The 22692-nt window shown below is 66.3% G+C and carries 18 protein-coding genes and 1 pseudogene; 9 read left to right on the forward strand and 10 right to left on the reverse strand.

Annotated elements, in window-relative coordinates; translation table 11 throughout:
* Positions 1-26 precede the first annotated feature (26 nt).
* From BMY53_RS26395 to BMY53_RS13200, 4 genes and pseudogenes are all read right to left on the reverse strand, one after another.
* The gene (locus tag BMY53_RS26395) at positions 27-431 is read right to left on the reverse strand and encodes an FKBP-type peptidyl-prolyl cis-trans isomerase (protein WP_404947877.1); all 405 of its coding nucleotides are present in this window, start codon (positions 429-431) and stop codon (positions 27-29) included.
* A pseudogene (locus BMY53_RS26400) lies at positions 405-749 on the reverse strand (FKBP-type peptidyl-prolyl cis-trans isomerase); the annotation flags it as partial. The pseudogene BMY53_RS26400 and the gene BMY53_RS26395, both read right to left, overlap by 27 nt.
* A 118-nt stretch (positions 750-867) precedes the next feature.
* Positions 868-1782, reverse strand: coding sequence for a tRNA glutamyl-Q(34) synthetase GluQRS (gene gluQRS, locus BMY53_RS13195; protein WP_310732113.1), 915 nt, complete (start codon positions 1780-1782; stop codon positions 868-870).
* A 92-nt stretch (positions 1783-1874) separates the two neighbouring features.
* Entirely contained in the window at positions 1875-2837 is a 963-nt protein-coding gene (locus BMY53_RS13200; protein WP_092946950.1) for a LysR substrate-binding domain-containing protein, read from the reverse strand.
* Between the two features lie 100 nt (positions 2838-2937).
* Between BMY53_RS13200 and BMY53_RS13205 the strand changes: the two genes are divergently transcribed.
* The gene (locus BMY53_RS13205; protein WP_092946951.1) at positions 2938-3660 is read left to right on the forward strand and encodes a pirin family protein; all 723 of its coding nucleotides are present in this window, start codon (positions 2938-2940) and stop codon (positions 3658-3660) included.
* A 605-nt stretch (positions 3661-4265) separates the two neighbouring features.
* Entirely contained in the window at positions 4266-4970 is a 705-nt protein-coding gene (locus BMY53_RS13210) for a hypothetical protein (protein ID WP_218151230.1), read from the forward strand.
* A 91-nt stretch (positions 4971-5061) separates the two neighbouring features.
* Here BMY53_RS13210 and clpB read toward each other — a convergent pair whose 3' ends face one another.
* From clpB to BMY53_RS13240, 6 genes are all read right to left on the reverse strand, one after another.
* Positions 5062-7656, reverse strand: a complete 2595-nt coding sequence (clpB, locus tag BMY53_RS13215) for an ATP-dependent chaperone ClpB (RefSeq protein ID WP_092946953.1) — start codon at positions 7654-7656, stop codon at positions 5062-5064.
* Between the two features lie 64 nt (positions 7657-7720).
* The gene (locus BMY53_RS13220) at positions 7721-8125 is read right to left on the reverse strand and encodes a hypothetical protein (RefSeq protein ID WP_177200863.1); all 405 of its coding nucleotides are present in this window, start codon (positions 8123-8125) and stop codon (positions 7721-7723) included.
* Positions 8126-8322: 197 nt separating this feature from the next.
* Positions 8323-9195 carry a CheR family methyltransferase gene (locus BMY53_RS13225; protein ID WP_092946954.1) on the reverse strand — a complete coding sequence of 291 codons (873 nt, stop codon included), beginning with the start codon at positions 9193-9195 and terminating at the stop codon, positions 8323-8325.
* Positions 9196-9244: 49 nt separating this feature from the next.
* A complete protein-coding gene (locus tag BMY53_RS13230) occupies positions 9245-12844 on the reverse strand; it encodes a response regulator (RefSeq protein ID WP_092946955.1) in 3600 nt (1199 codons plus the stop codon).
* An 81-nt stretch (positions 12845-12925) separates the two neighbouring features.
* A complete protein-coding gene (locus BMY53_RS26700) occupies positions 12926-13753 on the reverse strand; it encodes a beta/gamma crystallin-related protein (protein WP_092946956.1) in 828 nt (275 codons plus the stop codon).
* A gap of 132 nt (positions 13754-13885) precedes the next feature.
* Positions 13886-15070, reverse strand: coding sequence for an ATP-binding response regulator (locus tag BMY53_RS13240; protein WP_092946957.1), 1185 nt, complete (start codon positions 15068-15070; stop codon positions 13886-13888).
* A gap of 205 nt (positions 15071-15275) precedes the next feature.
* Between BMY53_RS13240 and BMY53_RS13245 the strand changes: the two genes are divergently transcribed.
* The 7 genes from BMY53_RS13245 to BMY53_RS13275 all read left to right on the forward strand — a co-directional run bounded on the left by BMY53_RS13245 (position 15276) and on the right by BMY53_RS13275 (position 22686).
* On the forward strand, positions 15276-16154 hold the full coding sequence (locus BMY53_RS13245; protein WP_092947149.1) for an STAS domain-containing protein: 879 nt from the start codon (positions 15276-15278) through the stop codon (positions 16152-16154).
* Between the two features lies 1 nt (position 16155).
* The gene (locus tag BMY53_RS13250; protein WP_092946958.1) at positions 16156-16539 is read left to right on the forward strand and encodes an STAS domain-containing protein; all 384 of its coding nucleotides are present in this window, start codon (positions 16156-16158) and stop codon (positions 16537-16539) included.
* Positions 16520-16936: an anti-sigma regulatory factor gene (locus tag BMY53_RS13255; RefSeq protein WP_092946959.1), complete on the forward strand. Its 417-nt coding sequence runs from the start codon at positions 16520-16522 to the stop codon at positions 16934-16936. The genes BMY53_RS13250 and BMY53_RS13255 overlap by 20 nt, the downstream gene beginning before the upstream one ends.
* A 2-nt stretch (positions 16937-16938) precedes the next feature.
* The gene (locus BMY53_RS13260; RefSeq protein WP_092946960.1) at positions 16939-17988 is read left to right on the forward strand and encodes a SpoIIE family protein phosphatase; all 1050 of its coding nucleotides are present in this window, start codon (positions 16939-16941) and stop codon (positions 17986-17988) included.
* A gap of 9 nt (positions 17989-17997) precedes the next feature.
* Positions 17998-18879 carry a sensor histidine kinase gene (locus BMY53_RS13265; RefSeq protein ID WP_092946961.1) on the forward strand — a complete coding sequence of 294 codons (882 nt, stop codon included), beginning with the start codon at positions 17998-18000 and terminating at the stop codon, positions 18877-18879.
* Positions 18876-20900 (forward strand): hybrid sensor histidine kinase/response regulator, encoded by a 2025-nt coding sequence (locus BMY53_RS13270; RefSeq protein ID WP_092946962.1) that lies wholly within the window; start codon positions 18876-18878, stop codon positions 20898-20900. The genes BMY53_RS13265 and BMY53_RS13270 overlap by 4 nt, the downstream gene beginning before the upstream one ends.
* Before the next feature lie 574 nt (positions 20901-21474).
* The gene (locus tag BMY53_RS13275) at positions 21475-22686 is read left to right on the forward strand and encodes a hypothetical protein (protein WP_177200864.1); all 1212 of its coding nucleotides are present in this window, start codon (positions 21475-21477) and stop codon (positions 22684-22686) included.
* The last annotated feature ends 6 nt before the right edge of the window (positions 22687-22692 follow it).

Below are 22692 nucleotides of genomic sequence, written 5' to 3' on the forward strand. Positions count from 1 at the left end.
GACCCTCGCTTCCCTAGAGCAGCGGATCAGACCGCCAGCAGCTCCACTTCGAACAGCAGTGTCGCGTGCGGCGGGATCACACCACCGGCGCCGTAGGCGCCATAACCCAGCTCCGACGGGATGACCAGGAAGCGGGTGCCGCCCACCTTCATGCCCTGCACGCCCAGGTCCCAGCCCTGGATCACTTCGCCGCCACCCAGGTGGAAGCGGAAGGGGTCCCGGCGGTCCTTGCTGGAGTCGAACTTGCGGCCGCGCTCGCCGTCCTTGTAGAGCCAGCCGGTGTAGTGCACGGTGACGCGCTTGCCGGCTTCGGCCTCGGCGCCTTCGCCCACCACGGTGTCCTGGAATTGCAGGCCGCTCTCATGGGCCGTCAGGTCCAGCGAGATCGGCTCGGCGCCGCCCTTCACGCCCAGCAGTTCCACCTCGAACATCAGGGTGGCATGCGGGGGGATCACGCCGCCAGCGCCACGGGCCCCATAGCCCAGCTGCGGCGGGATGACCAACACACGCGTGCCGCCGACCTGCATGCCCTGCACGCCTTCGTCCCAGCCCTTGATGACCATGCCGCCATCCAGTTCGAACTCGAAGGGCTCTCCGCGATCCTTGCTCGAGTCGAACTTGGCCCCCTTCTGGCCGTCCTGGTAGAGCCAGCCGGTGTAGTGCACCTGGACGTCCTGGCCCGCACGGGCGGTCGCGCCGGTCCCGGGGGTGGTGTCTTCGTATTGCAGGCCGCTGGCGGTGGTGGTCATGGTTGTCCTTCGAAAGGCAAAAAGCAAAACCTGAATCATGCCAGCCCTTGAGGCCGTGTTCCGGCGCGAGGGAGGCAAGGCCGCAACACCGGTGCGGGCGGGCGGCCGGCCGAAGGGGCTACAGATCCCGCCAGGCCTGGGTAGCGGCTGCCAGGAGTTCGGGCACGGTCTCGGCCGGCAGCGGCGGCAGGCCCAGCCGGGCGGCCGCCTTGCGCAAGGCGGCGAGCGGATCGGACAGGTCCAGCGCCTGCGCACCGTTCTGCTTGGAGAGCTTCTCGCCGTTCCCGCCCATCACCAGCGGGGTGTGCAGGTAGCGTGGCGTCGGCAAACCCAACAGTTGCTGCAGGCGAATCTGGCGTGGGGTGTTGTCGGTCAGGTCTTCGCCCCGGACCACGTCGGTGATGCCTTGCCAGCCGTCGTCCACCACCACGGCCAACTGGTAGGCCCACAGGCCATCGGCACGCAGCAGCACAAAATCGCCCACCTCATGGGTCAGGTCCTGATGCTGAGGGCCCAGGCGGCGGTCGGTCCAATCGATATCCAGATCGGGCAGCGCGCCGTCACTGGCTGCACCACAGATCGAATCACCGGTCCCATGAGCGACCACATCACCGGCCGCAGGCCATCGCCGCGCCGTGCTCAGCAGACGCCAGGCCCGCGCCGGTTTGCCCTGCAACCCGTGCCGGCAGGTGCCCGGATAGACCAGCTCCCCGTGCCGTGCCTTGGAGCCACCACGAGCAGCAATCGCCTCCGCGATGTCCTTGCGGGAACAGCCACAGGGGTAGGCCCAGCCCTGGGCCACCAGCGCTTCCAGGGCGATGCGGTAGCGCGCCTCCTGCGCGGGGTCGGACTGCCATACCGGTGGCTCATCCGGCACCAGCCCGACCTGCGCCAGTTGCGCCAGCATCAGCGCGTCCAGGCCAGGCGGGCAGCGTGGCCGGTCCACATCCTCGATCCGGACCAGCCACTGCCCGCCATGAGCCCGGGCATCCAGCCAACTGGCCAGCGCCGCCACCAGTGAGCCCTCGTGCAAGGGGCCGGTCGGCGACGGGGCAAAGCGTCCCCTGTAGTGCCCAATGTACGCACTGGACGCACGGCCTCCCCGCTCCCGCGAGTCCGGAACACTCACAGCAACAGACCCTCGTGCTGGTCCAGCAGCGCCCGCCGGGTGGTCTCGCTCTGCAACTGCTTCAGCCACCAGGCCAGGGCCTTGGCGGGCGGGTGGCCCGTGTTGCGCCAGGCATAGTTCATCGGCGAGACCCGCTTGCCCTGGAAGGTCGGCTTCATGAGCAGCCGGCCAGCCTCCACATGCCGCCGCACCATGGAGGTCGGCAGGAAGCCGCAGCCCAGGCCGCGCACCAGCGCCTCCAGCTTGGTGGCCATGGAGGGCACGGTCAGCACCTCCTGGCCCGGCATCACGCCCAGGGTGATAGGCGCCAGGCTGCGCGCCGTGTCCGCCACCGCCACGATACGGTGGGGCGCCAGGTCCGCCGAGGTCAGCGTGGTCTCCACCTTGGCCAGCGGGTGGTGCGGCGCCACGCAAAACACCATCTCCATGGTCCCCAGCACCTCGCAGATCACCAGGCTGCCGGGTGTCTGGTTGTTGGTGCCGATGGCCAGATCCGCCTGGCCCGACATCAAGGCCTCCCAGGTGCCGGACATGACCTCGGTACGCAGCTTCAACCGGGTGGGCGGCGGGCGGCCGTCCTCGGTGTATTGATAGAAGGACTCCATCAGGTCGAACAGCGCACGCCGCGCCAGCGCGTCATCCACCGCGATGGTCAGCTCGCTTTCCCAGCCGGTGGCCACCCGCTTGACCCGATTGGCCACGGCATCGATCTCCAGCAGCAGCCGGCGCCCCTCGGTCAGCAACTCCTGCCCGGCACTTGTCAGCACCGCCTGCCGCGAGCTGCGGTCAAACAACAGCACGTCCAGCGCGTCTTCCAGTTGCCGAACGCTGTAGGTCAGTGCCGATGGCACCTTGCCCATCTCTCGCGCGGCCGCAGCAAAGCTGCCGCTGCGGGCAATGCTGTCCATCATGGCCAGCGCTTCAGGGGTCAGAGCCCGTCGTTTGTCGTGTTGTGACATGGCTTCATCTTATTTGAATGGAGACCTCAAAACCCCTCCCCCTCGGGAGGGGTCGCCTTCCCTACAGTGAAGCCATCGCAAGTCAACAAGGAGCAACAACATGCGTGAACTGATCAAGTCCTCGGACCGTGGTTATGCCGATCATGGTTGGCTCAAGAGCTTCCACAGCTTTTCGTTCGCCAACTACTACAACCCCCGTCGCATGGGGTTCGGCCCGCTGCGGGTGATCAACGAGGACAAGGTCGCCGGCGGTACCGGCTTCGGCACCCACGGCCACCGGGACATGGAGATCATCAGCTATGTGCTGAGCGGCGAACTGGCCCACGAAGACAGCATGGGCAACGGCAAGCCGGGCGGCGCCCATGCCGGGGTGATACGCCCCGGAGACGTCCAGCGCATGAGCGCCGGCACCGGTGTGATGCACAGCGAGTACAACCACTCGAAGGACGGCCAGACCCACTTCCTGCAGATCTGGATCATGCCCAACCAGCAAGGGGTGACACCAGGCTACGAGCAGAAGCACTTCCCGGAAACCGAGAAGCGTGGACGCCTGCGGCTGATCGCCTCGCCCGATGGCGCGCAGGACTCGGTGTCCATTCACCAGGACGCCCGGCTTTTCGTCGGACTGTTCAATGGTGATGAACGTGCCGAGCTGCCGCTGGCCGAAGGACGCCTGAGCTATGTGCACCTGGTGCGGGGCGAACTGACTGTCAACGGCGAGAAGCTCTCCACAGGTGACGCCCTCCAGATCGCCAAGGAGGACAAGCTGGTGGTCGAGCAGGGGCAAGACGCCGAAGTGCTGGTGTTCGACCTGCCGGCCTGACACCCCAAGTCTGGACATGTCGGGATGACATGTCCGGCTGTCCTGAGTGGCGGCAATCCTGAGTGGTGGCTGTTGTGACTGGCAGCCTATCCCGATGGGCAGTCAACCGAACCCCGGCAGCCCCGCCTGGCACTCTTGTATGCGGCCCTTCGCCGCTAGGGTGCCTAGCGGCAGGGAGATGTCTCCCACAACCCGCGCCCTGGTCCGCGCCAGGGTCGCCGAGGGCCGCTACAGGGTCCTTGAAGGACGGTTTCTTGTTCAATGCCTGCCCCCCCGGTTGCGCCTTTTCCGGCGCTGACGACTTTCTCGATCTGATCAACTCACCGAACACCGCTCAGCCGACGCAGCAGATGGCGACGGGCGGACCCGAACACGAAGTCAATTTGCAACCTGACAGCGACGTCGTTCCTGCCCGTTCCGACCCCGCTGGCGTCCAGTCCTGGCTTCACGCTCGGATACCGCGAGCCCATCCCTACTTGCGCACACATCAGGGTCTGAGCACCTCGCACCCTCACACACCCATGCTGCGGTCGCTGACCTTGCCCGTCACTGACGACGGCGGGCTCACGTCAATGCTTCAGCGCCAACTCAGCCATGAGCCGCGCATGCCCAGCGACGCCGTGCTGCCCACCGGTCCGCTCCAACCGTTGACGCACCAACCGTTGACGCTCCAGGCCGCCCGCGCTGGCGGCGCTGGCCACCCGGTCAGCACTTCGACGGCACCACAGGCCACTCCTCCCGGGGATCCATGGGCAGACCTGTCCAAGCTGTCCGGATTTATCAGCGCACTTAGAAGCGGGCAGCCTCTGAGCAGTCATCATGTGCTGTCGGTGGTTTCCCTCCTCACGCTGCCATCCGCCTGGCCCCCCAACGTTTGGGTGCGCTACATAGATGACAGCCATCAGCCGCCCATCCGGAACAGGCTCCCCAACACCCGTGTCCCGAGCGGGCAGCAGGTGCTGCTGCCTGTGGAGATTGAACGCCAAGGCGATGGCGTTCTGTATGTGGGTCACCACGAAATGTGCCGAGACTTGAGGCGTGCCGTAGCGCCGTCGGAGTGGGCGTCGTTCGACGCGATGCTCACCGGCATACGCCAATTGCTGCCCGACCCGCGCGCGTCCCAGGCGCTTGGCGCCTTGCTGGCGTCCACGGGCGTCATCCCCGGGCAGATCTACCGTGAACTTGACGCCGAGGGACTTCCCACCGGCCAATATCGGGAAGCACTTCAGGCCATCCGGAAAAAGGCGCTGGAGGCGCTGACGGGGATGGTGAATCTCGCCACCCAGCGTGTGAGCCAAAGCACCCGCTAACGCGTTAACTCACGAGTTTCCTCGCATGGCTCCCCGGGACCAGCGGGGTGCGGACGGCGCCTGACCGACGCCGCCCGCTTGCCGAGTGAGATCAGTGCACCACACGCCCGAAGCTGAACGCACCGTCCTCGACCCCCACCGGGACCAGGTCCTTGGGGCCGAAGCGGCCCTGCAGGATGAGCTTGGACAGCGGGTTCTCGATACGCTGCTGGATGGCGCGCTTGAGCGGCCGCGCACCAAACACCGGGTCGAACCCCACCTTGGCGAGCTCGTCCAAGGCCTCATCGCTCACATCCAGCTTCATGTCCAGCTTGTCCAGCCGCTGCTCCAACTGGCGCAGCTGGATCCGGGCGATGGACTTGATGTGCGCCGCGCCAAGGGCATGGAAGATCACCGTCTCATCGATGCGGTTGAGGAATTCCGGCCGGAAATGCGCCTTTACCTCGCCCCACACCGCTTCACGCACCACCTCTTCGGGCTCGCCCTGCAGGGCCATGATGTGCTGCGACCCGAGGTTGCTGGTCATCACGATCACGCAGTTCTTGAAGTCCACGGTGCGGCCCTGGCCATCGGTGAGGCGGCCATCGTCCAGCACCTGCAGCAGCACGTTGAACACGTCCGGGTGCGCCTTTTCCACCTCATCCAGCAGCAGCACGCTATAGGGCTTGCGGCGCACGGCCTCGGTCAGGTAGCCGCCTTCGTCATAACCCACGTAGCCCGGCGGCGCGCCAATCAGGCGGCTCACCGAGTGCTTCTCCATGAACTCGCTCATATCGATGCGGATCATGTGGTCTTCACTGTCAAACAGGAAACCGGCCAGCGCCTTGCACAGCTCGGTCTTGCCCACGCCGGTGGGGCCCAGGAAGAGGAAACTGCCCAGCGGCCGATCGGGGTCGGAGAGACCGGCACGCGAGCGGCGGATGGCGTCGGCCACGGCAGTGATGGCCTCGTCCTGGCCCACCACGCGCTGGTGCAGCTTCTCTTCCATCTGCAGCAGCTTGTCGCGCTCGCCCTGCATGAGCTTGTTGACCGGGATGCCGGTGGCCCGGGAGACCACCTCGGCGATCTCCTCCGCACCCACCATGGTGCGTAGCAGCTGCGGCACGCTCTTGTCCTTGGCCTTGCCGGCTTCCTTGGCCTGGGCCTCGCCGAGGCGCTTCTCCAGGTCGGGCAGCTTGCCGTATTGCAGCTCGGCCACCTTGTTGAAGTCGCCCTTGCGCTTGAACTCCTCGATCTGGAACTTGATCCGGTCGATCTCTTCCTTCACATGGGCAGAGCCCTGGGCCTGCGCCTTCTCGGCCGTCCAGATCTCTTCCAGGTCGTTGTACTCACGCTGCAGCTTGAGCAGTTCCTCCTCGATCAGTCCGAGTCGGCGCTGCGAGGACTCGTCGGTCTCCTTGCGCACCGCTTCCCGCTCGATCTTGAGCTGGATCATGCGGCGGTCCAGCCGGTCCATCACCTCGGGCTTGGAGTCGATCTCGATCTTGATCTTGGCCGCAGCCTCGTCAATCAGGTCGATGGCCTTGTCCGGCAGGAAACGATCGGTGATGTAGCGGTGGCTGAGTTCCGCCGCCGCCACGATGGCCGGGTCGGTGATCTCCACGCCATGGTGCACCTCGTACTTTTCCTGCAGGCCGCGCAGGATGGCGATGGTGGCCTCCACCGTCGGTTCGTCTACCAGCACCTTCTGGAAGCGGCGCTCAAGCGCAGCGTCCTTCTCCACATACTTGCGGAACTCGTCCAGCGTGGTGGCGCCGATGCAGTGCAGCTCGCCACGCGCCAGGGCGGGCTTGAGCATGTTGCCCGCATCGATGGCGCCTTCGGCCTTGCCCGCGCCCACCATGGTGTGGATTTCGTCGATGAAGAGGATGATGCGGCCTTCGTCCGCCGCCACTTCCTTGAGCACGGACTTGAGCCGTTCCTCGAATTCACCGCGGAACTTGGCGCCCGCCAGCAGGCCGGCCATGTCCAGCACCAGGACGCGTTTGTCCTTGAGGCTTTCCGGCACCTCGCCGTTGACGATGCGCTGGGCCAGGCCTTCGACGATGGCGGTCTTGCCCACACCCGGTTCACCGATCAGCACGGGGTTGTTCTTGGTGCGGCGCTGCAGCACCTGGATGGCGCGGCGGATCTCGTCGTCACGGCCGATGACCGGATCCAGCTTGCCGGCGCGTGCCCGCTCGGTCAGGTCCAGGGTGTACTTCTTGAGTGCCTCACGGTTGCCCTCGGACTCCTGGCTGTCCACCTTCTGGCCGCCACGCACCGCCTCGATGGCGGATTCCAGCGACTTGCGGGTCAGGCCATGGCCGCGCACCACACCGGCCAGATCGCTCTTGGCGTCCGCCAGGGAGAGCAGGAACATCTCGCTGGCAATGAATTGGTCGCTGCGCTTGGAAGCCTCCTTTTCGGAAGCCTGCAGCAGGCTGATGAGGTCGCGGCTGGGCTGGACCTGCTGGCCCTCGCCCTGCACCTGGGGCAAGCCGGTCAGGATGCCGTCCAGCGCGGACTTGAGTGCCGGTGTTTTCACCCCGGCACGCTCCAGCAGGGCGCGCGGGCCCTCGTCCTGGGCCAACATGGCGGCCAGGACGTGGACAGCTTCGATGTAGGGGTTGTCTCGCGTCACGGCCAGGCTTTGGGCCTCGGCCAGCGCTTCTTGAAATCGGGTAGTGAGCTTGTCGACTCGCATGGTTGAACACCTCCGTTGGTCGAACAAGTGGGACTGTGTCCCTCAATTTCAAGAGGTGGTCAGATCAAACGCCATCGTCATCGTCACTGTCGTCGTGCTCGGGATCCGGGCCCGCACTCGGGTCGTCGCCACTGGCGAGATCATCCACGTCGATGCTGTCGTCCACCTCCCCGGCCACCACGTCCGCAGATGCGATACGGTCAGGGCTGATGTCACCGTCCACGCGGTCCCGGGGGCCGCCAGGGGTGGCGGACGCCCGTTCCCCGGTGCCAAAACGGTCACTGTCGCTGCCCGCTTCGGCCGGCACGGCACCGTACTCGTCCGGATCATCCGGCCCGGTGGCCATCGGCCGCTCGCCCATCACATCGCTGCCGCTGTCCGAGCTGTCACTCGGGCCCAGGGCGTCGGTGCCCCGACCTTCGGCCTGCTTGGGGGCGGCGGTGCCGCCGAGGATGCTGCTGGTTGCCATGAGCGCTGCTCCTAGAAGTGAATCCAATACACCTCCTGGGCAAAGCTCGCTCCCTCTGGATCCTGATGGATCCCTTTGGATAGTGATCGGCATTCCCTGCCCCCACCGGCCTCTACGGGCCTCTACGGGCCTCTACGGGCCACGATCAGCCTCCACTGGGCCCTCGGTGGGCCTCCAAGCGAGCTTTCGAGCAGCCTTTAACCGGGGCTGCGCCGCTGATAGATGCGTTCGTGGGGTGCCACTTCCGAGAAATCATCAGCATGAGCCGAGAAACGAATCGTCTCCCGTGCCCCCAACCCCAGGAAGCCGTGCCGGCACAGCGCCTCGCTAAAAAGACCGATGGACCGGTCCTGCAGCGCCCGGTTGAAATAGATCAGCACATTGCGGCAGGACACCAGTTGCACCTCCGCGAACACGCTGTCGGTGGAGAGGCTGTGATCACTGAACACAATGCGCTCCTTGAGCGACTTGTCCATCAGGATGTGGTCATACGCCGCCGTGTAGTGCTCGGACAACGAGCCCTTGCCGCCGGAAAGCCGATGGTTCTCCGTGAACCCGGGCACCAGGTCGGTCCGGTACACCCCCGCCTGCGCCTGCGTCAGTGCCTCCTGGCTGATGTCGGTGGCATAAATCAGCGTGCGCTCCAGCAGCCCTTCCTCCTTCATGAGGATGGCCAGCGAATAAGCCTCCTCGCCACTGCTGCAACCCGCCACCCAGAGCTTGAGCGACGGGTAGGTGCGCAGCACCGGCACCACCTGCTCACGCAGGGCCCGAAAGTACTCCGGGTCGCGGAACATCTCGCTCACCTGCACGGTCAGATCGCGCAACACCGAGCGGAACACTTCCGGCTCGCGCAGCAGTTGCCCCTGCAGCATCGACAGCGTCGGGCACTCAAAGCGCTGCATGGACGCCTTGAGCCGGCGCCGCAGCGAGGTGGGCGCGTAGTCGCGAAAATCGTAGTGATAACGCAGGTAGATGGCTTCGAGAATGAGCTTGACCTCGATGTCCAGCTCGGCATTCACCTCGCCATGGGCCTCGCCATACACCTCGTGGTTCACCCCTTTGTTCATCCCTTTGTTCATCCCGCCGCTCACGCGTCCGTCCTCATCCGCTCAAGCCTCAACGCGGCATCCACACGCGGACCAGCGAGAGCAGTTTCTCGATGTCCAGGGGCTTGGCGATGTAGTCATTCGCGCCAGCGGCCATGCACTTTTCCTGGTCATCCTTCATGGCCTTGGCCGTCAGCGCGATGATGGGCAGACGCCGCCATTGCGGGCGTTCACGGATGGCGCGCATGGCGGTGTAGCCATCCATCTCCGGCATCATGATGTCCATCAGCACAAGGTCGATCGGCGGCTTGCCGCCGCCCTCCACCTGGGCGGGCGAGGCGGATTCTCCCAGGCGGTCCAATGCCTCGCGCCCGTTGCGGGCGATCTCCACCTTCACCCCCTTGGGCTCCAGCACGGCAGACAGGGCGAAGATGTTGCGCACATCGTCCTCCACCACCAGCACGCGCCGGCCTTCCAGCATGTTGTCCCGGGCGCGGACTTCCTTGAGCATGCGTTGGCGCTCCGGCGGCAACTGGGCTTCCACCTGGTGGAGGAACAGTGTCACCTCATCCAGGAGCCGCTCCGGCGAGCGTGCGCCCTTGATGATGATGGAACGCGAGTAGCGCCGCAGCTGGGTCTCCTGCAGCGGCGTGAGGTTGTGGCCGGTATAGACGATCACCGGAGGGAAGGCCACGTCTTCCTGCAACGCCATCTGGTCCAGCAGCTCGAAGCCGCTCATGTCTGGCAGGTGCAAATCCATCACCATGCAGTCGAAGGTGGTGGTGCGCAGCGCTGCCAGGGCCTCGGCGGCCGTGGCCACGCCCTGGATGTGCACGTCGTCGGCGGCCAGCAGGTGGCGGATGCTGTCCAGCTGGCGCGCATCGTCTTCCACCACCAGCACCCGGCGCATGCGTTGCGAGAACTTGGCTTCCAGCCGGTGCAGCGCCGCCTCCAGCTCGTCGCGCTTGACCGGCTTGAGCGCATAACCGATAGCGCCCCGCTCCAGCGCCTCATGCGAATAGTCCGCCACCGAGGCCACGTGCACAGGGATGTGGCGCGTCAGCGGGTCGCGCTTGAGGCGGTCCAGCACCCCGAGGCCGGAGTGGTCCGGCAGGTTCATGTCCAGCAGGATGGCGCTGGGCGCGTAGCGCTGCGCCACGCCCAGGCCGTTCTCGGCGTTGTGCGCCATCAGGCAAAGGAACCCCATCTCGCGGATCAGGTCACGCAGGATGGCGGCAAAGCGTTCGTCATCCTCGATCACGAGGATGGAGCGCGAGCCCGGCACCCAACGCAGCCGGTCATCGTCCAGCTGCGGCAGGCGCGCTTCCGGCGTCGCAGGCGCGGGCTCGTGGACCCGTCCGTCCACGCCGCCTCCGCCAGCACCACCTCCGCCACCACCGCCGCCACCAGGCGCCGCCACAGCTGCGCCAGCGCTGGTGGCCGTTGCGGACAGCATGGCAGGTGGCGCGTTCAACGGCGCGAACGACGATGCGGCCGGCGGCTCCGCCGGTGAGAGGGGCCGCGGGCGATCAGCATCTGCCGGCGCTTCGTGGAACTGCGGCAGCACCAAGCTGAAGGTGCTGCCGTGGCCGGGCGCGCTTTCCAGATAGATGTCGCCGCCCAGCAGGCGAGCCAGGTCGCGGGAAATGGACAGGCCCAGGCCGGTGCCGCCGTACTTGCGGTGCGTGCTGCCGTCGGCCTGACGGAAGGCTTCGAAGATCTGCGCCTGCTGTTCCGGTGCAATGCCGATGCCGGTGTCTTTCACCGCAAACACCAGCCGACCGTCCGCCGTGCCGCCCACTTCCATGCGCACGGAGCCCTTGTCGGTGAACTTGAGTGCGTTGGAGAGCAGGTTCTTCAGCACCTGGCTGATGCGACTCTCATCGGTCTCCAACCACTCCGGCGCACCGGGCAGCATCTGCAGACCGAAGGCCAGGTTGCGCTGGGTGGCCACCGGCGCAAAGGTCTGCGTCAGTTGTTGCAGCAGCCGATGCACCGGCAGGCGCTCGATCTGCACCTCCACCTTGCCGGCCTCGATCTTGGAGAGATCCAGGATGTCGTTGATCAACGCCAGCAGATCATTGCCTGCGGAAGTGATGGTCTCGGCAAACCGCACCTGCTCGGTGCTCAGGTTGCCGTCCTTGTTATCCGCCAGCAGCTTGGCCAGGATCAGCGTGGAGTTCAAGGGAGTGCGCAATTCGTGGCTCATGTTGGCCAGGAATTCACTCTTGTATTGGTTGGAGCGCTCCAGCGCATCGGCCCGTTCGGTCAGCAGGCCCTGGGCCTGTTCCAACTCGGCGCGCTGCATTTCCAGCTGCTTGGCCTGCTCTTCCAGCTGAGCATTGCTCTGTTCCAGCTCGGTTTGCTGATATTCCAGGCGCAACTGCGATTCGCGCAGGGCGCGGCCCTGCTCTTCCAGCTCTTCGTTGCTGGCGCGCAGCTCTTCCTGCTGGGCCTGCAGCTCTTCGGACTGGCGGCGGCTCTCTTCGAGCAGCGCCTCCAGGCGGCTACGGTCCTTGGCGGCGCGCAGCGCCATGGCCACGGATTCCGCCACCCGCGCCAACAGCTCCCGCTCGGGTTCACCGACTGCATGCAGGTAGCCCAGTTCCACGGCCGATTGCACGCCACCATCCAGACCCGCCGGGCCAATCAGCAATTCACGTGCATTGGCCTTGCCAAGCGCCGAAGCGACGGTGAAGTAGTCCTGCGGCAGATTCTTCAGGTGGGTCGGGCGGCGGTCGCGAACCGCCTGGCCCAAGAGGCTTTCGCCGCTGCGCACCACCGGGGGCGTGTCGGGCTCACCCGGCAGTGCATAGCCTGCCACCCGCTGGAAGCGCCCGTCTTCCTGCGCGACATAAAAGGCACCCACCTGCGCACGGGTGTAGCGCGCCAGGAAATTGATGACGATCTCGCCCAGGCGCTCGACATGGGGGTCGCCCTGCAGCTCCACGCCCAACGCGGCCTGCCCGGCCTTGAGCCATTCCTCGGTCTTGTTGGCCCGGTAACTGCGGGTCGTGAGCACCATGGCCACCAGCACCAGTACCAGCAGCAGTCCGGACCCTCCCCACATCATCCATTGGGTCTGCAGCACAGCGGCATCCCAGGTCTCGCGGCGTGTGGCGGCGCGTTCACGCTCCTCGCGTTCCATCTCGCCCAGCACTGTGCGGATGCGGTCCATCAGGATGCGGCCCCGGTCACCTTGCACGGTCGCGAGTGCATCGACGCGGTCGCCCCGGCGACGCATGTCGATGGTTTCCTGCATCTCCGCCAGCTTGGTCTTGTAGAGCATCTCCACCGTATCCAGACGTCCCCGCTGGGGGGCGTTGTCCAGCCAGCCTGCGCGCAGACGCTGTACGGCTGTGGGCAAGGTGATCTGGGCGGTGTTGAAGGGCAGCAGATAGCTGTCGGTGCCCGTAATGAGATAGCCACGCTGCCCGGTCTCTGCATCCTTCATCGCAGAACCCAGCGCCTGGATCTGCTCCTGCACCTCCAGCGTGCGAGCCATCGCGTCCGCCGTGGCGGACTGGGCCTGCTGCGAGCGCCACGACATCAGCGCCGTCATCAAGATGGTCAGGATGGCGAGCGAAAATCCCAGCACGGTGGGTGCCGGGAGCCAGCGGATCCGGTGCAGGGCCAGATCCGTATCTTTATCCGAGGTCGATGTCGTCATGGGAGGCAAGAAAGCGGCTCAGCCGTGAGGGAGCGCATCCTAGCCTGTCCTCCTCGGGCATTACCTGATGATGGTGGGGCTTCAGATGCGTGGCTCGCCCCGTCCGTTGACCGTGATGGTGGAACCCGGGCGCTGCGTGGTCTGCACGGTGTGCTCCTGACCGCGGAAGCGGTAGGTCACATCCCAGTAGGCCGGCGTGCCGCCGTCCGGGCCGTTGGTGCAACGTTGCACATTGCGGGTGTCGTTGCGGTTCACATTGCTGCCCACGACGGCGCCGCCGACCGCACCCGCCGCCGTGGCGATGTCTCGGCCGCTGCCGCCACCGAACTGGTGGCCCAGAATGCCGCCCAGCACGCCACCCACCACCGCGCCACCCACGTTGGGCCGGTCGCGCACTTCCTGCTGGTCGATCCAGCAGCGACGGCTGGACTCGCCCATCACGGCATGCACCGAGGTCACCTGCGCCTGGTAGAGCGACTCATCGCCGCGACGGTAATAGCTGGGTTGCGGCTCCGGGCTGTAGCGGTTGTCGTCGACACGATCGTCCCGGCCCACCACTCGGGCCGAGCTGATGCGGTTGTCCAGCCCCATCGAGCTGAGCGACGGGTAGCTACCGGGACGCAGCACGCGGCAACTGCCGCCAAAGCGCGTATCGGTACAGACTTCCCAGCGTTCACCCCGCACCTCCACCGAAGAAGCGCGGTCGTTAAAGCCCACGCTGTTCATCTGGTCGAGCTGATGCTCCGAGGCCACCGAGCGGCCGCGAAAGTTCTCGTTCTCGTAGAAAGTGATGTCGGCCATGGCATGGCCGGCCAGGCACGCCAGCGCCGCTGCAGCGGCACAGCGCAGTGCGGCACGGTGGCGGACGGGCGTCGAATGTTGGGTCGTCGAATTGATCTTGATCGTCATGGCTTGTCCCCTTGGAGGGTTTTCCGGACTTTCACATTAGCGTCCGGGGACAAGAATCGTCTGTCGGTGGAAGTGGGCCGCGGCTGTAGGACACGGCCCGCCCTGCCCCGCGCCCCCCGCTCATGGCCAGGTTCACGATTTTTCGGCCTGATGCCGGGGCAGCAGCAATTCCAGCAATGTGCCCTGGCGCTGGCGGGAGCCACCGATCAGGGATCCGCCATGCGCCCGCGCGATACGTTCGGGTTCTTCCAGCCCGGGGCCCACATGGGGAGAGGCCATGCCGGAGACCGGCTCGTGCCCGCCAAACAGATGGATGGCGGCCTCAGGCGACAGCACGTTGTCGAAGTTGATGCGCAGCATCAGCGAGCGGTGGGCGCTGCCATCCACCTGGATGCGGATGGCGGAGTCGCCGGCATGCGTTGCCGCCTGCATCAGCAACTGGTCGATCGCGCGGGCCAGCAGGTCGTGGTCGAAGTCGCCCGTCGTGTCGCCAACGCGGTCGAAGTCGGGCGGCGCCCACAGCACCGCCTGATTGCTCTCCAGGTCCAGGCGCTGAGCCGCCAGCACGGCCAGGTCGCCCCGGCGCGGATGGACCTGCAGCAACTCGCAAGGCCGTTGGGCCAGGCTGCCCAGGTGATCCACCTGGCGTCCCAGCAGCGTCGCGGCAGCCTTCATGCGGATACCGGCCTTTTGCAGCGTCGGCTGTTCGCTCTGGCGGATCAGCAGTTCGGCGTTCAGCATCATCACCGAGAGCGGCCCGCGAATGTCGTGGGAGAGTGCACTGAGCATCAGCGCATTGACCCGGGCCAGACGTTCCTGGTCCTCGATGCGTTCGGCCAGCAGTTGGCGCTGGCGATGCAGGTCGGCAAACACCACGACCTTGCTGCGCAGCACATGCGCGTCCACCGGCTTGTAGATGAAATCCACCGCGCCGGCCTCGTAGCCCTTGAAACTGCGCTGCGTTTCCCGGGCACCGGCGGTCAGGAAGATGATCGGGACGTGGCGGGTACGTTCCGTGCCCCGCATCAGTTCCGCCAGGGCAAAGCCATCCATGCCCGGCATCTGCACATCCAGCAAGGCCAACATCACTTCATGCGTCAGCAGCAGCTCCAGCGCCGCCGGACCGGACGAAGCCGTCAGCACTTGCAGCCCGGGCTCCAGCCCATCCGCCAGCAGGGCCTTCATCGCCAGCAGGTTCTGGGGCTTGTCGTCCACCACCAGCACATTCATCGCGCGTCGCGCCGACACGTCTCCCACCCCGCGGCCGCCGTCGAGGATTCTTTCATCCACCACATCCGTCTCCCAATCAAGCGTCATCTCGTCATTCGTCTGTCATGTGCGGTAACCCACCGCAAAAACTACCAGGGCAACGGGCGTGCCCGCACTAACCTGGGACATACCCGCAGATGACCCGCGCCCGGGTGGGGAGGATACCGGGGGTAACATCCCGGCCGCTCTGCCCCCCCTCCCCAAACCTTGTGGCACGCCCATGCAGCGTCGCCCTTTTCATCCCGAGGAATCCATGAACCAACACAGCGCCGCAGTTCAAGACCTGTTGTCCACGCACAAGGACCAGGTGCTCGCGGAGTGGCAGGATGAATTGCGCACGACCGGGGGCGGCCGGGCGCTGCACACCGAAGTGCGCGAGACCGGTGAACTGCTGGAAGCGTTGCTGGCGGGGGTGCGCAGCAGCGGCGGCATCGAGGATTTCGAAGGTGCGGGCTGGGCCCGGCTCAGAGAGCTGCTGTCCGCCCTATCGGCCTCGCGCGCCGCGCAGGGTTCCACGGCGGCAGACACCAGCCGCTTCGTGCTGGCCTTGAAGAAGCCTCTGTTCTTTGGCCTGCAACGCCTGCTCGGCAAGCAGCCCGAGGTGCTGGTGAGCGCCACCTGGGAGCTGTCCACGCTGCTGGACACCATGGCCCAGTTCACCGTCACCACCTACCAGCGCAGCCGCGAAGAGGTCATCGTGCGCCAGCAACAGGAACTGCTGGAACTCTCCACCCCCGTGGTCAAGCTGTGGGAAGGTGTGCTGGCGGTGCCCATGATCGGCACGCTGGACAGTGGCCGTACCCAACTGGTGATGGAAGCACTGCTGGAACGCATCGTGGACACGGGCTCGGCCCTGGCCATCATCGACATCACCGGCGTGCCGACCGTGGATACGCTGGTGGCCCAGCATCTGCTCAAGACCGTCACTGCCATCCGCCTGATGGGCGCGGACTGCATCATCAGCGGCATCCGCCCGCAGATCGCACAGACCATCGTGCACCTGGGCATTGACCTGGAAGGCATCACCACCAAGGCGACCCTGGCGGACGCACTGGCCGTGGCGCTCAAGCGCACCGGTTTCGTGGTCTCCCGCACCAAGCCTGGCACCGGCGCCACGGGCCTGGCAGGCTGATATGCAGCGCATCCCCATTCTCCAGATGGGTCGCCATCTGCTGGTGACCATCCAGGTGGACCTCGAGGACCAGACGGCCCTCGCCCTGCAGGACGACCTGGCCAACAAGATCCAGAACGCTGGCGCCTCCGGCGTGCTGATCGACATCTCCGCGCTGGAGATCGTCGACTCCTTCATCGGCCGCATGCTGGCCAACATCTCGGGCATCGCCCGGGTGCTGGGCGCCACATCGGTGGTGGTGGGCATGCAGCCGGCGGTGGCCATCACCCTGGTGGAGCTCGGCCTCTCCCTGGAAGGCGTACGCACGGCGCTCAACGTGGAACGCGGCATGCAACTGCTTCAGCAATCTGATGAGGAGCAGCCCGATGAATCCGACCACGCTTGAGGCCGACAGCGGCGAGATGGCCATCCGCAATGAAGCGGACATCGTGCTGGCACGCCAGCAGGTGCGCCGCCTGACGCAGGCGCTGAAATTCAGTCTGGTCGACCAGACCAAGATGATCACCGCCGCGAGTGAACTCTCTCGCAACACCCTCATCTACGGGGGCGGTGGGGAGATGGTCTGGAAGCTTCTGCAGCAAGGGGTTCGCAGCGGCCTGCAGTTGGCCTTCGTTGACCAGGGGCCGGGCATTCCCGACCTGGACCTGGCGCTCAAGGATGGCTGGACCTCCGGCAACGGCATGGGCATGGGCCTGTCCGGCAGCAAGCGGCTGGTCAATGATTTCCAGCTTGAAACCGAACCCGGCAAAGGGACCCGGGTGACCATCACCCGCTGGAAATAGGGATGCGACCTCATCAGCGCTTCCCCATCGAGGATGTCAGCCAGGTGGGCGAAGCGCGCCGGGCGGCCAATGGCTTGGCGCTCGAGCTCGGCTTCGACGAAGCGGCCGCTGGCCGCCTGGCCCTCATCGTCACCGAACTGGGCACCAACCTGCATCGCCATGTCGGCCCCGGCCGCCAATGCGCGCTGCTGGTGGCGTCCGTGGATGACGAAATCGAGATCCTCAGCCTTGACCTGGGCGACGGCATGGACGTGGCCCGCTGCCTGCAGGACGGCTACAGCACCGGCGGATCGTCGGGCACCGGCCTGGGCGCCGTACGCCGCATGGCGCGGCGCTTCGGCGCCTTCTCAGCGCCGGGGCGTGGCACAGTCATCGCCGTGCGTGCCGCAGCAGGCACAAAACACGGCAGCCCAACCGCACCCTCAGCAGCCCCCTCATCAGCCACTTCACCCGCGTTCGATGTCGCGGGAGTCACGCTCCCAGCCCCCGGCGAGACCGTCAGCGGTGACGCCTGGACGGTGCGTGTGCTCCCCGACCACTGGCTGCTGCTGGTGGCTGATGGCCTGGGGCATGGCGTGGCCGCCGCCGAGGCCTCGGACCGCATGGTGGAGCTGCTGCACCAGGCGCCACCGGCGGCAAGCCCCGCGGGCTCGCCGGCCGCCATCCTCGACTATGCGCATGAGCGCCTGCGCGCCACCCGGGGCGCGGCCGTCACGCTGGCCCGCATGGATGCAGCCCAGCCCCAGCTGCTGTTCGCGGGCGCAGGCAATGTGTCCGGAAGACTCATCTCGGGGGTGTCGGACCGCACGCTGATGGCCCAGCATGGCACCTTGGGCCTGCAGGTCCGCCGTTTGCAGGACATCCCCTACGACTGGCCCCCGCATGCCGTGTTCATCCTCCACTCCGACGGCATACAGACCCGCTGGAAACTGGACGACACGCCCGGTCTCCTTCAGTCTGATCCGGCCGTCATCGCCGGGTGGATTCTGAGAGATCATTGCCGGGGTCGGGACGACGCCACCGTGGTGGTGGCCCGCCGCAGCTTTTCATGACAAGCACCGATGACTCAAGCCTCGTCCACCGTTGAAGACCCGGCCGCGCTGCGCGCGGCCCTGACACAGGCGCAGCAGCAGCTGCACGCGCTGCAGATGGAGCTGGACGAGACCAACCGGGGTGTCCTGGCGCTGTATGCCGAGCTCGACACCCAGGCGCAGCATCTACGTCAGGCCACCGAGCTGAAGAGCCGCTTCCTGGCCTACATGAGCCACGAGTTCCGCACCCCCATTGCTTCCATCCGCAGCCTCACCCGGCTGCTGTTGGACCGGGTGGACGGCCCGCTCACGGGTGAACAGGAAAAACAGATCCAGTTCATCCGGACCACCTCGGAAGAATTTACCGACATGGTCAACGACCTGCTGGACCTGGCCAAGGTCGAAGCCGGACGCATTGATGTCTCGCCGGCCTGGTTCGAGCTGGTGGACCTGTTTGCCGCGCTGCGCGGCATGTTCAAGCCGGTGCTCGTCAACCCGGAGGTGCAGCTCATCTTCGAAGAGCCCGTGGGCACCTCGCAGCTGTTCACCGACAACGCCAAGCTCTCGCAGATCCTGCGCAACTACATCTCCAATGCGCTGAAGTTCACCGCCCATGGTGAGGTTCGGGTGTCGGCGGTGCAGCAAGGCGACAGCATGGTCTTCTCTGTCAGCGACACCGGCATCGGCATCGCCGAGGAATTCCACCAGGCCATCTTCCAGGACTTCATCCAGCTGGATTCCCCCATTCAGAAACGTCTGCGCGGCACCGGCCTGGGCCTGTCCCTGAGCAAGCGGCTGGCGGAGCTGCTGGGCGGCCATGTGGGCCTGGTCAGCGAAGCCGGCAAGGGGTCGGTATTCTCGGTAACAGTGCCGCTGCGCGTCCGAGACGCCGGCAGCGAGCCCAGCGCATGAGCGAGCCCCGGGCCATCGACCGCTCGCAGCACCGTTTGCTGGTGGTCAATGACGACCCCGTGGGCCGCTACACCACCGTGCGGCTGCTCAACGCCGCCGGTTTCCCCACCGAGGAGGCCGCCACTGGCGCCCAGGCCCTGGCGATCGCGAACCGCGACATTTCTGCCGTGGTGCTGGACATCCACCTGCCCGATATCGACGGCTTCGAGCTCTGCCGCCGCCTGCGGGCGCAGCGCACCACCTTCCGCTTGCCGGTAATCCACCTCACCGCCGCCTACCTGACGGACGAGGACAAGGTGCGCGGGCTGGACGCCGGCGCGGACGCCTACCTCACCCACCCGGTGGAACCCGCCGTGCTGGTCTCCACCATCCAGGCGCTGGTGCGCACGCAGGCCGCCGAAGAGGCCATGCGCCGCAGCGAGATCAAGTTCCGCACGGTCTACGCCCAGGCCCCCAGCGGCATCTGCCTGCTGCAGGCCGCCGACGGTGCCGTACTGGACGCCAACCCCGCCATGCTGGCGCTGCTGCGGCGCGACGCCACGGCGGTGGTGGGTCACCCTCTGCTGAGCTTCGTGGCGCAGGCGGACCGGGCGGTGGCGATGCAGTTCTTCCTGCGCATGGAAGAAGGCGGCATCAGCGCCCAATTCGCGGTGCTCAGGCCCACTGGTGAACCGGTGCCCGTGGAGTGGACCACCTCGCCCCCGGTCGAGCCCGGCGTCGGCATGGTCATGGCCATCGACATCTCCCAACGCGAACAATTGGCCCAGCAGCGCCTGGAGATGCTGGACCGCGAGCGCACCGCCCGCAGCGAGGCCGAACGCCTGAGCCGGCTCAAGGACGACCTGATCGCGGTGCTCTCCCACGAGTTGCGTACGCCACTCAACGCCATCATGGGCTGGACCCATGTGCTGCAACGCCACAGCCCGCCGGAGCTGCTGACCAAGGGGCTCACCGCCATCGAGCGCAACATCAACATCCAGGCCCGCATGATCTCGGACATCCTCGACATGTCCCGCCTGAACGTCGGCAAGCTGCCGCTGAGCCGGGAACGCGTGGACGCCGGCAGCATCATCCGGGCGGCCGTGGCGGCGGTGCAGGAAGGCCTGATCACCGGCGGCCACGGGCTGGCGCTGGTGCTGCAGGATGAAGCCCTTCCCCTGCTGGCCGACAGCGGGCGTGTGCAGCAGGTGATCTGGAACCTGGTGGGCAATGCGGCCAAGTTCTCGCCCAAGGGCAGCACCATCACCGTGACGCTGCGCGAGCAGGACGGTGGTGCGCTGGTGCAGGTGTCCGATCAAGGCCAGGGCATCGCGCCCGAGTTCCTGCCCTACATTTTCGACCGCTTCACCCAGAGCGATGCGGCCAGCAACCGCCACCACGGCGGCCTCGGCCTGGGGCTGGCCATCGTGAAGAGCCTGGTGGAGGCCCATGGAGGCTGGGTCAGCGTGCACAGCGAGGGCGCCGGCTTGGGCACGCAGATCAGCTTCTGGCTGCCCGGTGAAGAGGCCGCCCTGTCCCTGGACATCACGGACACTGCAGCCGGCCTGCTCGGGCCGGCGGAAGGCCCGGAGACCGTCACCCTGACCAGCCTGGCAGGCGTGCGTGTGCTGCTGGTGGACGACGACGCGGAAGCCGGCGCGATGCTGCGCCTCATCCTGGGGGAGCGCGGCATCCGCGTGACGCTGGTCCACAGCGCCGACGAGGCCCTCGCCTCACTGGACGGCCAGACCTTCGACCTGCTCATCAGCGATGTGGGCATGCCGGGCAAGGACGGCTATGAGCTGATCCGTGAGGTCCGGCAGCGCGAGATCGGCCGATCGGGCGCCAACGGAGCGCCAGGCGCTGGCAGTGCCACGGCCACCACGGCCGCGGCGCGCATCCCGGCCATCGCCCTCACCGCCTTTTCTCGCGATGTGGACCGGCAGCAAGCCCTGCAAGCGGGTTTTGACGCCCATCTCAGCAAGCCACTGAAACCCCAGCAGTTGCTGCGGGCGATGGAGCAGATCACGCTCTTGCATTGATTTTTGGCAAGATTTCACCGGGAACCCGCGCCAGGCCTCGGAGGCACCAAGTGATGCACACGCCCGATTCCATGGGCACACCTCACCGCATCAAGGAGCCCTCGCCGTGATCTACCTCGCCCCAGGCCGCCTCCCCTCATGCACCACTCGCGCCGACCAGACAGGCCGCGCAGGCGCCACCGTACACGCCGAAGCCGTTCGCGCCGCTCGCGAGACGCTCCCGCCTAAAAAGGCGAGCTTCCTCAATCGGCTGCTGGGCCGCCACTCGGCGAAGCACAACACCAGCACGGGTTCACCCGTCCAGGCTGCGGCCGTGGGCATCTCACAACCGAAGCCCTCAGCATTCAGTTTTCCGAAGGAACGCCTGGACGAACTGGGGCGCCGCTTCGGCCACACCGGCCTGCTGCGCTGGGTGCGGTCCAAACAGAGTGCCCCTGACTTCACCCGGGTTCTTGACGCCGCCCGAGCCCTGAGCCGCTGTGACCCTGACGATGCCTACCGGCCCGCGCGGCAACTGCAGGAGACCCTCAAGGGCTACCTCACGCCGAAACGCTTGGATCGGTGGGAGGCCTTGGTGGACAAGAACAACCGGGCTGCCAAAGCGGCCGACATGAAGCAAGTTGCCGTGCTCGAAATGCGCCAGGCGGTGGACGAACTGCTCGTCAACCGGTTCTCGCCGAACCCGCGCGCCTACCCGAACGATCCCGTGGCACAACGGGTCGCGACCGAGCGGCAGGCCGCCATCCTCGCGCGGCATGGGGCCACATCGACCGCCGAGGCCGGCACCTCGGACGTCGTCCTGATCAAGACCCCGCAAAAGCAGGTGGCCTATGCCTTCAAGCCGATGAAGGGCGAATCGCCCCAGAACTTCGCGCCTCCTGGTGGCGCGGCGATGCGCGAGAAGATGTGCAGCGTGCTGAATGATGAGGTCCTCAACACCACCGGCCTGGACTTCGGATTCCCCAAGGTCCAGCTCGGGACCCACGAGGGTGAATTCGGCGCCCTCATCGAGGGGATCAATGGTCGGACGATGGATGCACATGCGCTGGCCATCAACGCAGCCCCCTCCGAGGCGGGGCTCCACGAAGTCAACCGGACGAGAAAGCTCTGGACGACCCAGGTCACCCGCATCCAGGCACGGGAACTCCAGAAGGTCATGCTCGCCAACCTTGCCATGGGCAATGTCGATGTCAAGTGGGGCAACATGTTGGTCGACCTCCACGGAAACTGCCGCCCGATTGATGGCGGGTCCGCCTTCCCCACCCGATGCGCACTGGCCAGGATCAGCTATCAAGGCATGGCGCCGGACAAGCTTTGCGACGGCCCCATCATGGGGAGTCTTCCAGCCGGTGATGAACCGATGGACCCGGCGTTGCGCACGCAGTTCCTGGCCATCAACACGAAGGCGCTGGCGTCCACGTTGCTGGCCCGTCGGCGCGAGCTGCTGGACCAACAGCCGCCCGATCTCCTCATCAATGGCGAGGCGCCGGACCGGGAGCGTATGCTGGATGAGGACGCCGTCCTGGCGGGCATCGCCTCACTGGAACTGACCCAACGCATCCTGAGGGAAACGCCCGACTGCAGCATGCGCACCTTGGCGCAGCGCTACATCACGGGACTGCAGGCAGCCGTGCCGACCTCCGACGTGGAGGCCTACCAGCGGATGGACGAAACGCATTCCTTCAACACCATGTCCAAACAGAAGCTGTTCATGGCCTCCTTTGATCGCGAGGTGGCAGGCGAGATGGCGAACCCGGCGCGCCGCAGCGTCGCACGCAGCGCATGATCCCGG

It is taken from the genome of Roseateles sp. YR242 (assembly GCF_900109745.1).
Lineage (GTDB): Bacteria > Pseudomonadota > Gammaproteobacteria > Burkholderiales > Burkholderiaceae_C > Roseateles.